The 14,697-nt window shown below is 69.3% G+C and carries 13 protein-coding genes; 5 read left to right on the top strand and 8 right to left on the bottom strand.

Features of this window, described 5'->3' with window-relative positions:
• Window positions 1-39 precede the first annotated feature (39 nt).
• On the bottom strand, window positions 40-1,107 hold the full coding sequence (locus C468_RS13555; RefSeq protein ID WP_008849469.1) for a phytoene/squalene synthase family protein: 1,068 nt from the start codon (window positions 1,105-1,107) through the stop codon (window positions 40-42).
• A 208-nt stretch (window positions 1,108-1,315) separates the two neighbouring features.
• On the opposite strand from C468_RS13555, the gene C468_RS13550 reads away from it, so the two are divergent.
• The gene (locus tag C468_RS13550; protein WP_008849468.1) at window positions 1,316-2,461 is read left to right on the top strand and encodes an acyl-CoA dehydrogenase family protein; all 1,146 of its coding nucleotides are present in this window, start codon (window positions 1,316-1,318) and stop codon (window positions 2,459-2,461) included.
• Window positions 2,462-2,488: 27 nt separating this feature from the next.
• Here C468_RS13550 and C468_RS13545 read toward each other — a convergent pair whose 3' ends face one another.
• Together C468_RS13545 and C468_RS13540 are read right to left on the bottom strand one after the other, a co-directional pair.
• Window positions 2,489-4,486: a PH domain-containing protein gene (locus C468_RS13545; RefSeq protein WP_008849467.1), complete on the bottom strand. Its 1,998-nt coding sequence runs from the start codon at window positions 4,484-4,486 to the stop codon at window positions 2,489-2,491.
• Entirely contained in the window at window positions 4,483-4,947 is a 465-nt protein-coding gene (locus C468_RS13540) for a PH domain-containing protein (RefSeq protein ID WP_008849466.1), read from the bottom strand. Before C468_RS13540 ends, C468_RS13545 begins: the two co-directional genes overlap by 4 nt.
• Before the next feature lie 280 nt (window positions 4,948-5,227).
• Between C468_RS13540 and C468_RS13535 the strand changes: the two genes are divergently transcribed.
• Window positions 5,228-6,535 (top strand): Glu/Leu/Phe/Val family dehydrogenase, encoded by a 1,308-nt coding sequence (locus tag C468_RS13535; protein WP_049912229.1) that lies wholly within the window; start codon window positions 5,228-5,230, stop codon window positions 6,533-6,535.
• A 740-nt stretch (window positions 6,536-7,275) separates the two neighbouring features.
• Here the strand turns inward: C468_RS13535 and proS are convergent.
• Window positions 7,276-8,751, bottom strand: coding sequence for a proline--tRNA ligase (proS, locus tag C468_RS13525; RefSeq protein WP_008849464.1), 1,476 nt, complete (start codon window positions 8,749-8,751; stop codon window positions 7,276-7,278).
• A gap of 129 nt (window positions 8,752-8,880) precedes the next feature.
• Here proS and C468_RS13520 point away from each other — a divergent pair, with 129 nt between their 5' ends.
• Window positions 8,881-9,483, top strand: coding sequence for an NUDIX hydrolase (locus C468_RS13520; protein WP_008849463.1), 603 nt, complete (start codon window positions 8,881-8,883; stop codon window positions 9,481-9,483).
• 54 nt (window positions 9,484-9,537) lie between these two features.
• Complete coding sequence (locus C468_RS13515) at window positions 9,538-9,885, top strand: hypothetical protein (RefSeq protein WP_008849462.1); 348 nt, start codon at window positions 9,538-9,540, stop codon at window positions 9,883-9,885.
• 32 nt (window positions 9,886-9,917) lie between these two features.
• Here C468_RS13515 and C468_RS13510 read toward each other — a convergent pair whose 3' ends face one another.
• The 4 genes from C468_RS13510 to C468_RS13495 form a co-directional block, all read right to left on the bottom strand.
• On the bottom strand, window positions 9,918-10,442 hold the full coding sequence (locus C468_RS13510; protein WP_008849461.1) for a DUF371 domain-containing protein: 525 nt from the start codon (window positions 10,440-10,442) through the stop codon (window positions 9,918-9,920).
• Between the two features lie 40 nt (window positions 10,443-10,482).
• A complete protein-coding gene (locus tag C468_RS13505; RefSeq protein ID WP_008849460.1) occupies window positions 10,483-11,313 on the bottom strand; it encodes an amidohydrolase family protein in 831 nt (276 codons plus the stop codon).
• Between the two features lie 82 nt (window positions 11,314-11,395).
• Window positions 11,396-12,583: a redox-regulated ATPase YchF gene (locus C468_RS13500; protein WP_008849459.1), complete on the bottom strand. Its 1,188-nt coding sequence runs from the start codon at window positions 12,581-12,583 to the stop codon at window positions 11,396-11,398.
• A gap of 440 nt (window positions 12,584-13,023) precedes the next feature.
• The gene (locus C468_RS13495; protein ID WP_008849458.1) at window positions 13,024-14,133 is read right to left on the bottom strand and encodes an OBG GTPase family GTP-binding protein; all 1,110 of its coding nucleotides are present in this window, start codon (window positions 14,131-14,133) and stop codon (window positions 13,024-13,026) included.
• Between the two features lie 284 nt (window positions 14,134-14,417).
• Here C468_RS13495 and C468_RS13490 point away from each other — a divergent pair, with 284 nt between their 5' ends.
• The gene (locus C468_RS13490) at window positions 14,418-14,618 is read left to right on the top strand and encodes a VNG_1110C family protein (protein WP_008849457.1); all 201 of its coding nucleotides are present in this window, start codon (window positions 14,418-14,420) and stop codon (window positions 14,616-14,618) included.
• Window positions 14,619-14,697: the final 79 nt, after the last annotated feature.

The raw sequence follows: 14,697 nt of genomic DNA, 5'->3' as shown, positions 1-14,697 counted from the left end.
GAGAGAAACGAAGCGCAGGAGAGCGCGGGAGAGCGCCGATCAGTCCGCGGGTTCGACGGCGCGGTGGAAGGGAGTCCGCGCGATCGTCTGCCGGAGGTCCGCGAGGGAGTCGCGGCCGGCGTCGCCGGCGACGGCCATCACCGCGAACACCTCCTGACGGGAGATCTTCACGCCGGTCTCGGTGAGCGCGTCCTCGGGGCGGGAGCTGAGTTCTCGGAGTGTGCCGACGGCGAGCAGGTACGGGACGGTCCACGCCTCCATCGTGTTTCCGTTCGAGAGCGGCATCGTCTCTAAGTACGCCTGCGCGTCGTCGAGGAACGAGCGAGCGTACTCGGCGGTCCGGTCGACGACGCGGGCGGACGACTCGCGGTTCTCCGGGTGGACGACGCGCTCCTGCTCGACCCCCTCGTCGGCGAGCCACTCCGCGGGGAGGTAGACGTTGTTCTCCTCGGTGTAGTCGTCGTACACGTCCTTCGAGACGTTCACCAGCTGGAGGAGGAGCCCGAACTCCTCGGCGGTGTCGCGGAGCCGGCGCGCGCGGTCCTCGGTGATGTCCCCGCGCGTGAGCAGGTTCGTGATGAGGTTCCCGACCGTCCCGGCGGCGTAGTAGCAGTACTGCTCCAACTCGTCGCGGTCGTCGATGCGGAGCCCGCCTTCGGTGGCGTGCCGGTCGACGAACATCGCCATCCCTTCGACCATCTCCAGCACGGGCGGGACGATCGCTTCGCGGGCCTCGGCGTCGAACTCCGCGAAGGTCGCCGCAATCGTCGGCGCCTCGGCGACGACCTCCCAGTCGTCGTTGCGCTCCGCGGGCGCCGGGAGCCACTCGTCGACCGCGTCGCGGAACGCCGCCATCTCGGTGTCGTCGTCGGGATCGATCGCGCGCCGGTACGTCCGCAACACGTCGCTCTGGGCTTCCGGGGGAATGTGCCCGGCGTCCTCGACGGTGTCGGCAACCCGACAGAGCAGGTACCCTACGCAGATGTGTGAGGCCATCGGCTCCTCCAACACGTCGACGGTTAACGCGAAGGTCCGGGACACCCCCTGAACCGCCTCGTGGCACCACGGGAGGTCGGGCTCGACGGGACCGTGTTCTCGTCCGCTCATTCGGTTACGGACACTTACGGCACAACGCATAAAAAGCCTCGTGGAACGGCGGGAGCGTCCGCGGCGACGATCGCCGGTCCGCGTCGCCCGCTTCTCCCCGCTCGCCCCCGCGCGGGCCCACGTTTCCGGCGTTCCCCGCGTCGCCCAACGCCCGGCCCGTGTACAACCGTGTGGAAACTGCTAAGTTGCCGTGAGGATACCCTCAGGCATGGACTTCACGCTCTCCGGGGAACAGCGTCAGATCCGGGACACCGTCGCGGAGTTCGTCGACGAGGAGGTCGTCCCGCGCGCCGCCGAGATCGACGAGACCGACGAGTTCCCGGCCGACCTGATCGACGAGATGGCAGAGCTGGGACTGATGGGGATGCCGTTCCCGGTCGAGTACGAGGGCGCCGGGCTCGACTACCACAGTTACGCGATCGGGCTCGCAGAGATAGCCCGCGGCTCCGGCGGACTCGGGACGATCGTCGCCGCCCACACGTCGCTGGCGGGCAACATGCTGTACGAGTTCGGCGACGAAGCGCAGAAGGAGGAGTACCTCACCGCGCTCAACACCGGCGAGGACATCGGCGCCTTCGCCCTCTCCGAGGCCGAGGCGGGCTCGGACGTGCCAGCCATGTCGACCGCCGCTGAGCGCGACGGCGACGGCTACCTGATCAACGGCGGGAAGCTGTGGATATCGAACGGCTCCGTCGCAGACACGGTCACGCTGTTCGCGAAGACCGACCCCGACGCGGGACGGAAGGGGATCTCCTCGTTCGTCGTCCGACCCGAAGAGGACGACGGGTTCATCGTGGAGGGGACGGAGGACAAGCTCGGCGACAAGGGGTGTCCGACCGCCGAACTCCGCTTCGACGACATGTGGATCCCCGAGGAGCGCCGGCTCGGCGAGGAGGGGGCCGGATTCGTGCACGCGCTGAAGACGCTGAACGGCGGCCGGATCACCATCGCCGCGCGCTCGGTCGGGATCGCCCGGGCCGCCCTCGACGAGGCGAAGACGTACGCGCAGGAGCGCGAGCAGTTCGACGGCCCTATCGCGGAGTTCCAAGCGATCCAGCACAAGCTCGCCGACATGGACACCAAGGCCCGCGCCGCCGAGCTGTTGATGCACGAGGCGGCCGACCTGAAGATGCGCGACGAGGACTACATCAAGGAGGCCGCGCAGGCGAAGCTGTACGCCTCCGAGATCTCGCGCGAGGTCGCCAACGAGGGGGTCCAGATCCACGGCGGCTACGGCTACACGAAAGACTTCCCCGCCGAGCGGTTCTACCGCGACGCGAAGCTGAACGAGATCTACGAGGGGACGAGCGAGGTGCTGCGGAACACGATCGCCCAACAGCTCCTCGACGAGTAGAACGAGGCGGCTGACGCCGGCGTCTCGTCACGTGTTGGCGTCGTTCGTATCACCGTCGGCCTCGTCCCCGTCGTCTCGGTCGCTCCTCGCGTCCGGCTCGTCTTTCGACTCCGCCGCCTCGCCGGCGGTCCCGCCCGCGTCGTCGCGCGTCGAGTCTTCGCTTTCGGTTCTCCCGTCCGTGTCGTCGCGCGTCGCGTCCGCTCCGTCCCTCCGGTCGGCGTCGTGGATGTCCGAGGGGTTGCGGTCCACCGCGTAATCCCCGGTGTCGACCCGCTCGGCCGGCTCGGAGTAGTCCCGATCGCTGCCCGAGAAGTCGGGGCGGATCACGCCGTCGCGGGGGGCCTCCGAGCGCTCTTCGTCGTCCCCGTCGACGGGGACGTCGACGTCGTCCGGAGCGGTGGAGCGATCGTCGGTCGTCTGCTCATCAGGGTCGGGGTCCGCAATCGGCTCCTCAGGGTCGGGACCCGCAATCGGCTCCTCGACGTCGCCATCGAACCACTCGAACCGATCCCGCCGCTCGCGGTGCTCCGCGACGGCGACCCGGAGCCGTTCTCGGAGGGTCTCGCGGAGGTCGACCGCCTCGTCGGTCGCGAAGTCGACGGCCGCGGCGTCGTTGCCGGCGATGGAACTGCTGCCGGCGGTGTCAGCGACGACCGTCGCCACGTCCCAGCGGCGCTGGAACACGGTCCGGGTGTCGATGACGTTCTGGATCCGGTAGTACGGCACGACGGTCACCGTGCGGCTCCAGAACCCGTTCCGGGTGAGGAGGTGGTCCTCGCCGAGCCAGTAGCCGCGGTGCTTCCACTTCAGGTGGGCGGCCGGCGGCACCACGAGGAGGAGCGCGGCCGGCGCGTACCACGGGAGGCCGGCGCCGAGATACCAATCGACGCCGAACGCGACGGCGACGAGGAGGCCGACGACCAGGGTGTAGCGGAACGCGTACCGCCACCGGATCCGCTTGGGCGGCCGGCTGAATCGCGGGTCGCCGAACGACTCGACCTCGCGGGCCAGCCGGTACACCCGGTCGGTCGCCGCGATCGGGACCGCCGCCTGGCTCCCCTGTTCCCCGTTCTGTCCGGGCGCGTAGCCGGCGGTCTCGATCGACAGGCTCGCGTAGCCGAGGGCCCGTTTCGCCGGGTTGTCGGTGAGCCGTAGCGCCTGCACCTTCTCGGTCGGGATCGAGCCGCTGTACCGGCGGAACAGCCCGCGCTCGTACCGGAGCTCGTCACCTGCGCGGGAGAGCCGGAAGCCGTAGTAGTTCGTGAAGGCGATCCCGGCACCGAGCACCCACGACACGAGGAACAGCCCGCCGACGCCGACGATCGCGGTTGCGGTGAGCGCGACCGCCGACGCGTTCGGCACGAAGCTGGAAAGCACCGGGACCGACCCGGAACTCAGGAAGGCCAACAGGCCGATGAGGCGACCGTCGAACGACAACGCCCCCACCAAGGCGAGCTCCCCCGGGGAGATCGCGAACAGCTCTTCCTCGGCGGGACCGACGGTCCCCGGCCCGGCGCCCGTCTCGCGTCCGGGTCGGCCGTCGGTCTCGTCGCCCGCCGCTGCTTCCGTTCCGGTTCCCTCGCTCGACCCGGCCGCTCCCGACGACTTGCGGCGCTGGACCTCGCGTTGGAGCCGGGTCGCCTCGGCGGGGGAGACGAAGCGGATCGACCCTTCGGTGCTGGACCCGCCGGCCGTCTCCAGATCGACGGCCGCGACCCCGATCGCCCGCTGGATCACGCTCCGGCTCACGTCGACGTTCTGGATCCGACGGTAGGGGATCTCCCGCTCGCGCCGCGAGATCACGCCCGAGGAGATGTCGAGGGTGTCCTCGGTCAGCTCGTACTCGTACCGCTGGTAGTACGCGACCTCGTACCCGACCGCGAGGAGGACGACCGCGCCGCTGACGGCGGCCGCGGCCGCGAACCCCCACTCGGGGTTGTTGTTCACGATGAAAAAGAGGACGACGACGACCCCGGACACCTTCTGGAGCGCGCGGTACGGGATCGACTGGGGCGCGAGCTTCACACCGCGTCCTCCCCGTCCGCGCGGATGGCCAGTCGCTTCAGCTCCTCGCGGAGGTCGCTCGCGCCGTCCGGCGTGAGCCCCGGAATCCGGACGTCCGCGCCGCGGGAGCCGGCCGTGTACACGACACAGGAGGCAAGGCTAGCCCCGCGCTCGACCGGACCGCGCCGGGAGTCCACGTGCTGGATCCGTACCAGCGGCACCGTCGTCCGGACCTGCGTGATCACGCCCCGGTCGAGGTACAGCGCGTCTTCCCGGATCTCGTAGCTCCACCGGCGGTACCGGAGGATCGCGTGCCCCACGCCGAGCACGAGAAAGGCGACTCCGGCGACGACCGGCGCCCACTCCGGCAGCCGGTCGAGGTAGACGCCGCCAGCGAACGGCGCCGTCAACACCGCGGCGATGAGGACCGCACGGAGGACCCACACGACCTGAACGCGGGGGTGAAGCGTCTGTGCCGTCATCGACGCACCCCCGGCGCGCGTCCGAATGTCATGCGCCGTGGTTGTCGACGCCGACGTATAAGTCCGGCCGAAAGCGAGGAGGGGCGGCCGGCGTCGACTCGTCGCTGTTGTGGGACCGGACGGTCGGTTCGGAGGCGGACGGTCGGTTCGGGGGCCGCTCGTCAGTGCGAGGCCGGACCATCGGTGCGGCGTCAGCGCGCCGACTCGCTGTGCGTGTCAATAACAGTCGGTGGCGATAATTGCCGAAACCGATATGACCCGGGGTCGAGTCGCCCCGATCATGACGGACGATCCGTTCGAGAACATGCTCGCACAGATGGACCGCGCGGAGGAGTACGCCGACGTGGATCACGGCGTCTTCGAGCGCCTCAAACACCCGGAGCGCACCCTCAAGGTGACGCTTCCGGTGGAGTTGGACTCCGGTGAGACCGAGGTGTTCGAGGGGTACCGCTGCCAGTTCGACAGCGCCCGCGGTCCGTTTAAAGGCGGCGTCCGGTTCCACCCGTCGGTCACCCAGCGCGAGGTCGAGGCGCTCGCCGGGTGGATGACGTGGAAGACCGCGCTGGTCGACCTCCCGTACGGCGGCGCGAAGGGCGGCGTCGTCTGCGAGCCGAAGGACCTCACCCAGAACGACCTGGAGAGCCTCACGCGGCGGTACACCGAGGGGATCCGTCGGATGATCGGTCCCGAGACCGACGTGCCCGCCCCGGACATGAACACGAACCCGCAGACGATGGCGTGGATGATGGACACCTACTCGATGTACGAGGGCCACTCCGTGCCGCAAGTCGTCACCGGGAAGCCGCTGGAGATCGGCGGCACGCCCGGGCGGGTTGAGGCCACCGGCCGCGGCGTCTCCATCGTCACCGAGCGGCTCTTCGACTACCTCGACCGCGACCTCTCGAACGCCAGCGTGGCGATCCAGGGGTTCGGGAACGTCGGCTCAAACGCCGCCCGACTGCTCGACGAGGCCGGCGCGCGGATCGTCGCCACGTCCGACGTGACCGGCGCCGCCTACGACCCCGACGGGCTCGACGTGGCGGCGCTGGGCGCCCACGTCGACGCCGGCGGGCTGATCGAAGAGTACGTCGCCGGCGATCCCCGGGCGCTACCCGAAGACCGGCGCACCAGCGGCGGGAACCAGTGGGACGATCCCGACCGGATCACGAACGAGGAGCTGTTGACGCTCGACGTCGACGTGCTCATCCCCGCCGCGGTCGAGGGCGTGATCACCGCGGACAACGTCGACGACCTCCGCACCTCCGCCATCGTCGAGGCCGCGAACGGGCCGACGACGGTCGCCGCCGACGAGGTGCTCGCCGAACGGGACATCCAGGTCGTCCCCGACATCCTCGCGAACGCCGGCGGGGTGATCGTCTCGTACCTCGAGTGGGTCCAGAACGCACAGGAGTTCTCGTGGCCACTGGAAACGGTGAACGCCGAACTGGAGCGCCGCATCGGCACGGCGTTCGACCAGACGATCGACCAGTACGACCGGAAGGGGCTGCCGGACCTCCGGACGGCCGCGTACACGCTCGCGCTCGAGCGTACCGCCAGCGCCCACGAGTACCGCGGGCTGTTCCCGTGAATCGCGCGTAGCTCTCCTGAGCGGCGAGCAACCGCGCGAGTGGGGGGGTCGCAGATCGGCGGTGATACTGTGACATTTAAAAATCATGAGCGACAGCGACGATCATTTATAAACGAACGCCGCGGTGGCGTGTGCACGAGTGATCGCCCTCGGCGGCCGTCGAGGAGCATGTGCGAGGTCGCCGGCGCTGCGCGCCGGCTGCCAGCGGGACCGCCGGTCGCTCGCTGGAGTCGCTCGCCAGAGGCGGGCGACGAGGCTGGGGAGGTGTGAGGTGCTGTCCGATTCCGTGCGGTCTTTGGAAGTGTTCACCCCGGAGTCGATCATGGTTGACATCCTCTCCGCCCTGAAGGGCGAAGATTCCCACGGCACTACACCGCTGGGTTGGGATGGTTACGGTTTGTAGACGCCTCGATGGCGGCTACTGGCTGTGCCAACCAGCCGTTACTCCTATCCCGGCATGGGATTCGGAGGTACTTCTTCCTGCCTACACCCTATTTCGGCACGGAAGAGGGTGTCTTCCGCTTGAAATGAGGGAATCCCGATATTGTCCGATTAGTGGGGCGGGGAGACCGCCTCGGTTGTGCTTAAATACGATCTCAAGCTACTTAAATATCCGTTCGGCACGTCGAACGTAGTTCGTAGAGGGGTTGTCGGATTCATCCCCGCCGTGAACGGCGGGGCTTTCTCCTCGCACCTCCGTAAGCCTCGAAGATCGTTGGTCGCGGCGGAACCGCCCCGACTCAGTACGACTTCGCGAAGTACGCCGTCCGCTCGGCGTCGGCGTCGCAGATCGCGCAGGTCTCGTCGCCGTCGCCGTCGACGAGGGGGTCATCGTCCTCGAACGGGACCATCACGATCTCGGCGGCCATCGGCTCCTTGATCGGCTCCTCGCACTCCTCGTCGCCGCACCACGGCGCCGTCACGTAGCCGCCGTGCTGGCCGAGCGTCCCGAGGATGTCGGCGCGGTCGTCGGCCTCGCGAACCTCGCCGTCGAGGGTCTCCTCGGCGGCGGCGTACAGCTTCGCGTACACCTCGTCGAAGTGGTCGCGGACCGTCTCGACGACCCCGTCACGCCCCTCGACGACGCTCTCGCCGTCGGGCCGGTGGACGAGCGTGAGCTCGTCGTCCTCGACCTCGTGGGGACCGATCTCGATCCGGAGGGGGACGCCGTTGAGCTCGTGTTCGTTGAACTTGAACCCGGGGTTGCGCTCGTCCCGGTCGTCGAGCTCGACGCGGATCCCCGCGTCGTCGAGGTCGTCGGCGACGCCCTCGGCGTACGCCAGCACGTCGTCTTTCGTGTCCTCCTGCCAGATCGGGACGACGACGACCTGTTCGGGGGCGACCCCGGGCGGGAGCACGAGCCCCTGCTCGTCGGAGTGCGTCATGATCAGCGCGCCGAGCGCGCGCCACGAGAGCCCCCACGAGGTGGTGTGCGCGAGCCGCTCCTCCTCGTCCTCGTCGGAGAACGTGATGTCGAACGCCTCGGCGAACGACTGCCCGAGGTGGTGGGAGGTCCCCGCCTGCACCGACTTGCCGTCGGGCATCAGCGCCTCGACGGTCGTGGTCGTCTCCGCGCCCGGGAACGTGTCGTGGTCGGGCTTCTGGCCTTTTAAAACGGGCATCGCCAGCAGGTCCTCGTAGACGGAGGCGTACTGGTCGAGCCGCGTCATCGTCTCCTCCCACGCGCCCTCCGCGGTGGCGTGGGCGGTGTGACCCTCCTGCCAGAGGAACTCCTTCGTGCGGAAGAACGGCTTCGTCTCGGTCGCCTCCCAGCGCACGACGGAGCACCACTGGTTCACGCGCAGCGGGAGGTCGCGGTGGCTGCGGACCCACTGGCTGATGTACGGCGTGATGATCGACTCGGAGGTCGGTCGGACCGCGAGCCGCTCTTCGAGCTCCTGATTGCCCGCCTCGGTCACCCACGCGACCTCGGGGTCGAACCCCTCGACGATGTCCTTCTCGCGCTCGAGGTACGACTCGGGAATGAAGAGGGGGAAGTAGGCGTTCTGGACGCCGGTGTCCTTGAACTTCGCGTCGAGGAACCCCTGGAGCCGCTCCCAGACGGCGTACGCGCGGGGACGGGTGACGATGAACCCGCTCATCCCCTCGGGGCCGTAGTCGGCCAACCCCGCCTTCTGTACGACCTCGGCGTACCACTCGCCGGTGTTGTGTGACTTGGACTCGGTGATGCCGAGCTCCTGGTCGTCGTCGCTCATTGTCCAGTGAAGGGTGGGTCGCGGGCTTAAAACGTCCGAAGCCGCGCGGGTCGCTCGGGCCGCCCGCGCTCGTTTCAGATCGCCGGAACGCGGAGAAACGTTAACCCGGTCCGGGGGCCTACGGCCGGTATGGACCTGACGGGGCTGCGCCGGTACACGCCCGAGGAGGTGACCCGGGCGCGCCGCGAGGCCGCCGTGCTGGCGCCCGTCATCGAGCGCGGCGGCGAGGCCCACCTGCTGTTCACCAAGCGCGCGGCCCACCTCGGCGAACACCCCGGGCAGATGAGCTTCCCCGGCGGCGGCCGCGAGCCGATAGACCGGACCCTGACCGACACCGCGCTCCGGGAGGCCGACGAGGAGGTCGGGATGCGCCCCGAGGAGGTCGACGTCCTCGGGCGGCTCGACGACACGCGGACCTCCTCCGCGTACCGGATCCGGCCGTTCGTCGGCGTCGCGCCGGACCGGGAGTACGTCGCCGACGAGTCCGAGGTCGCGGAGATTGCGATCCTCCCCGTGGGCGGGCTGACCGACCCCGCGAACTACGAGACGGAGCGTCGAATCGGCCACCCGGAGTACGGCGACCACCGAGTCCACTTCTTCCACGTCGACGGCTACACCGTCTGGGGCGTGACGGGCCAGATGGTCGTGCAGTTGCTGGAGCGGACGACCGACTGGCGCGCGCCCGAGGAGGTCGACCGCGTTGTCGGGGCCGACGCCGAGCTGCCGATCTGAGCGCGGTCGACCCCGAATGGGCACTTTTACGCCGTTGCAGCAAAAGTTTCCGCCATGTCAGACCTCGTCGAGACCCTCCGCGGCGTCGACGGCGCCGACGCCCGGGTGATCGCTCACCTCGACTCCCTCGATTTCACGATCGAGTACGTCCGGGAGGACCTCGAAACGCGGTACTCCAACCGGGATCTGGAGTCCGCGTACCGGCTGATCATGGCGAACCAGGTCACCGGCGACGAATTCAAGGATCTGATCGACGAGGCGTTCGAGGCCCAGACGCTGTTCTTCGAGAACGTCGTCGTGCTCGTGTTGCCCTCGGCCCGCTACGAGGCCCTCTTCGCGTCGTTCGACCGGACCGACCCGTTCCCCGTCAACGATCTCATCGCCGCCGCCGATCGGTCCTGATCCGGCGGGACGCGGGCGTTCCGCCGACCGCGTTACTCGGCCGGTTCGACCGCCAGCCGCAGCGCCACCGGTGCGCCGGCCGCGAGCGCGTCGACCAGGTCGCGGTCGAGGTCGGCGGCCGCGCCGTCGCCGTCGACGAAGATCGTGCGCTCGTCGTCGGTGTAGCCGCTGGTCCGGCCGACCATCGAGCGGTCGTCGAGAAGCGTGAGGTCGGGGTCGCCGCGGCCGACGATCGCGTCGACGTGGGCGGGCGCCGCGAGGTCGACCGCCTCGTCGCCCGGCTCCCCGACCGCGAACGTCGCCCTGATCGTCGCGTCCGCGTCCCGACACGCCTCGCGGAAGGCGGCCGAGAAGTCGCGCGGCGCGCGGTCGGCCTCGACGCCGACGATGCAGTCGCCCGCGGGGGTGAGCCAGTCGTCGGTCGTGAGTTCGACGGTGCTCGCGTGCTCGGCGGTGACGTGCTCGTGGCCGACGGCGCGGACGACCTCGACGAGGGCGTCGTCGGTGTCGTCCTCGGACTCGACGTCGTTCGAACCGGCGCTCTCGGCGTCGCTCATGCCAGTTCGGTCCGCGTCGGGGCGACAAGTGCCCGTCGCTTCAGACGTCGGCGCCCTCGGCGAGCCCGGGGATCAGCCGGGCGGGGTTCTTCGCGAGCACGCGGCGCATCAGGTCCTCGGAGACGTCGAGGGTGAGCACCTCCATCACGCCGACGTTCGGGTGCACGTCGGGGGCGCCGGAGCCGAAGAGGACGCGGTCGGGGTGTTCGAGGACGCCGCGTTCGAGTACCTCGCGGTACCGCACGGCGCTCGTCTCGACGTACAGCCGGTCGTACTCGTCCAGCAGGTCGAGCGTCTCGTTCATCAGGTCGGCGTCGAGGGGGTAGCCCCCGAAGCTGGCGAGCACGATCGGGACGTCGTAGCCGAGCAGCTCGCGCTCGACCGCCTCGGGCGGGAACCGCTTCCCGGCGTGGACGATAACGGGGAGGTCCGCGCTCTCCAGTCGCGCGAGCACGTCCTCGTTCGGGAGCCCGTCGGCGTGCGGCACGAGCGTGAACCCGTGGAACCGGTCGTCGTAGGAGTACTGCTCGACGTCGTCGGGGCGGGCGTGGTGGTCCTCGCGCTCGGCGCGGAGGTTCTTCACTGCGGAGAGGGGACCGGTCCCGGGATCGCGGGGACCGTTGAGTCGGGCGAACGCGACGAACGGGCGGTCGATCGAGAGCCGCGCGACCGCGTTGTTCGCGCGGAGGTAGCTCCGTCCCGAGGCGCGCCGACCCGGGCTTGCAACCGCGCGGACGACGCCGGCCTGCAGCATCTCGCGTTCCAGCCGCTCGGGGGAGATGTCCCGTCCGTGGGTCGCGACGGACGACTCGTCGGGGTCGAGCGTCGCGCGGGTGTCGACGATCCGGAAGTCGTGTTCCAGCCCGAGCATCTACCGGCCCCTCTCGGGCGATCCGCATGTGCCTGTCGGTCGCGCTCGCCGCCCGTCCTCGCCTCGGATTCAGTCCGTCCCGTCACGGCCCCGCAGTCGAGACGATCTTCACCACGTCGCCCTCCGAGAGCTCGTGGGCCTCGCCGATCCGACGCGACGAGCGCGCGTCGACGGCGTGGAGGTACCCCTCGCCGATGTCGGTGTGGACCGCGTAGGCCATATCGGGGGGCGTCGAACCGGACGGGAGCAGGAACGCGTCCGGGAGGACGTTCCCGGTCCCGTCCGTCCACTTCGAGGCGTCCTGCACGGGGTAGACGGTGATCCGGTCGAGCAGGTCGTACACCGCCGTGTTCAGCGCGGTCTGGACCCCGGTTCCGCCGTGCTCGGCCATCGCGCCGCGGATCGCCTCCAGCCCCTTCCGTTGGCCCTCCGAGACCTCTCCGACCACGTCGAACCCCTCGTCGCCCGGGTCGTAGTCCACGACGCCCGCCTCCGCGGCGCGGCGCAGCGCGAGCTCCCCGTCCGCCGTGGCCGGGACCACCGGCTTGTCAGTCCCCTCGCGGAGCCTGTCGACGGCCCCCTCCGGCGCGGCGTCGACCTTGTTGGCGACGACGACGATCGGTTTGGTCCGGCGCCGGATAGCCCGCGCGAGGTCCTCGCGGTCGTCGTCGGACCACGCCTTCGGGTCGTCGGGGTACTCCAGTTCGCGGAGGACCGCCGTCACGTCGTGTTCGGTCGCGCCGAAGCCCGTCAGCAGGTCGGTGACGGCGGCCTCCAGGTCGAAGTCGGGCGACCGCGACTGCCGCTCGACGCCCTCCCAGTTGCGGTCGACGATCCCCGCCAGCCAGAGGTCCATCTCCTCCTCGACGAAGTCCACGTCGTCGAGGGGGTCGTGCGCGCCCACCTCGACGGGCTCGCCCTCCGCGTTCGTCGCGCCGGAGGCGTCGACGACGTTGCACACCACGTCCGCGTTCGTCAGCTCGTCGAGGAACTGGTTCCCGAGGCCCTTGCCCTCGTGAGCGCCCGGCACGAGCCCGGCCACGTCGAGGAGCTCGACGGGGACGTACCGCTTCCCGTCGCGGCAGTTCTCGTCGCCGCAGCGCTCCTCGCGGTCGAGGCAGGGGCACTCCGTGCGGACGTGCGTCACGCCGCGGTTGGCGTCGATCGTCGTGAACGGGTAGTTCGCCACGTCGACGTCGGCCATCGTGGCGGCGGTATAAAAGGTGGACTTGCCGGCGTTCGGCTTGCCCGCCAGCGCGACCGTGAGCATACCCGACGGTCGCGGCCCCGCGAAAAGCGCCTTTCGGTCGGCCGCGGTGACGCCTGCGCGATCCGGGCGGGGAGAGCGGAAGAGCAACCGAGGCTGTCGCAGTGGCGCGTGCCTGCGAGCGCCCGCAGGGCGCGAGTCAGCACGCGCGAGGGAGTCGCTCGCCTCTGGCGAGCGACGAGGCTGGGGAGGCGTGAGGTGCTGTGCGGAGCGGTGCGGGGTGGGACTCAAAGGGGCAGTCGCGTGGACGAAGCACGGCGCAACAAGCACCGCAGCGAAGGAGCGCCAGCGACTGAGCGAGGAGCGCAGCAGGCCGCGCGAGTCCTCGCGACTGGGGCTTTGGCGGTGTTCGTCATCGATCCATCGTTACCCATTTATAAGCATTCTCCGAGAAGCGCAAGACCGCTAGCCCGCCCCCTCCACGCACCGCGTACAGCAACCGATTACTTCCGGGCGACGATCCGGAGCACGTCCTCGTCGGCCAGCTCGTGGCCCTTCCCGACCTGCTGGTCGTCGTGTTTCGCGCTGGGGCCGGACACCCGCGCGAACTTGAACCGCTCGTCGAACTCGCCGCCGATCTTCGTGCAGGCGTCGCCGACGGTGTCGCCCTCGAAGAGCACCAGCGGCTCCTCGTAGTCGACGCCGCGCCCGGGCTTGTCCATGTAGATGCGGATGAGCCCCAGTTCCTCCCAGAGCCGCTCTTTCAGGCCGTCGAGCCCGAGCTCCTTCTCGGCGGAGATGAAGAGCACGTCGTCCGGGTCGAGGTCGCGCTCGCGGAGCTCCTCTTTCACCGTCGGGAGGTAGCTCTTATCGATGAGGTCCGCCTTGTTCACAGACACCATCGAGGGGAGGTACTCGCGGTTGTCCATCACGGCGTCGACCAGCTCGTCGATCGTGAGGTCGTGGGGGATCGTCACCTTGGCGTTGACGTAGCCGTACTCCCGGAGGACCTGCTTGACGGTGTCCTCGGCGAGGCTCACGTCGTCGCTCATCGTCACCCCGATCCCGTCCTTGTGGGTCTTCCGGATGTTGATGTTCGGCGGTTCCGTGTCGAGGCGGATGTTGGTGTTGTACAGCTCCTCGCGGAGGCGGTCGTACTGCTCGATCTCGAACACGGAGAGCATGAACACGACCAGGTCTGCGGTCCGGACCACGGAGAGCACCTCCTTCCCGCCCCCGCGCCCGCCCGCGGCGCCCTCGATCAGCCCCGGCACGTCGAGGATCTGGATGTTCGCACCGCGGTACTGCAGCATGCCGGGGTTGACGTCGAGAGTGGTGAACTCGTAGGAGCCGACCTCGCTGTCGGCGTTGGTGAGGGCGTTGATGAGGGTCGACTTCCCCACGCTCGGGAATCCGACGAGGGCGACGGTGGCGTCCCCGTGCTTCTCGACGGCGTACCCGTGGCCGCCGCCGGCGGAGGACTGGTTCTCCAGTTTCTCCTTCTTCTCCGCGAGCTTCGCCTTTAAACGCCCGATGTGGGCCTCGGTGGCCTTGTTGTAGGGCGTGTTGGCGATCTCCTCGCGGAGGTCCTCTATCTCGTCCTCCAGTCCCATTGGCGTACAGTCGGCCGCTCGACTCGTTAAAGGTGTTCCTTCCGCCTCGCGGGCGCCTCGCCCGTTCCGTGGTCCGCCGTTCCGCCATCCGCGTCCGGCGGCCGTTCCTGCGGAGCGGAGCGCGGTCAGCCGGCGATGCGGAGCGCGTCCGGCCGACAAGTCGAAAAGCAGTCAGCCGGCGATTCGGAGCGCGGTCCGTCGGTGGCGACGCGGGCGAGCGCCGCCCCGATTCGGCAATCTTTCGACACGATTATACCGGCTTACCGCGATTGTAGACCCGTCGAATGCCCGATCCGTCGAGCCTCCGTGACAGCACGCAGATCGTCCTCCCGCGGTGCGCGCTCGACGGGCTGCGAGACGGCGTCTGCGAGCGGTTCACCGTGACGGTGGTCGAGACCGACGACCACTACCGGATCATCGGGAGCCCCGTCGAGATCAAGGCCGCGAGCGACTACCTCGCCCGGAACGGCGTCGCCGTCGCCTGATCGGATCGAGAGCGAAGGGAGAACCGCGACTCGTCTTTTTAACGCCGAGGCGGTCCGGAAACCGGTGATGCGTCCGGCA

It is taken from the genome of Halorubrum kocurii JCM 14978 (assembly GCF_000337355.1).
Classification (GTDB): domain Archaea; phylum Halobacteriota; class Halobacteria; order Halobacteriales; family Haloferacaceae; genus Halorubrum; species Halorubrum kocurii.
The sequence above is the reverse complement of the archived record's forward strand: the minus strand, read 5'-3'. Positions and strand labels throughout refer to the sequence as shown.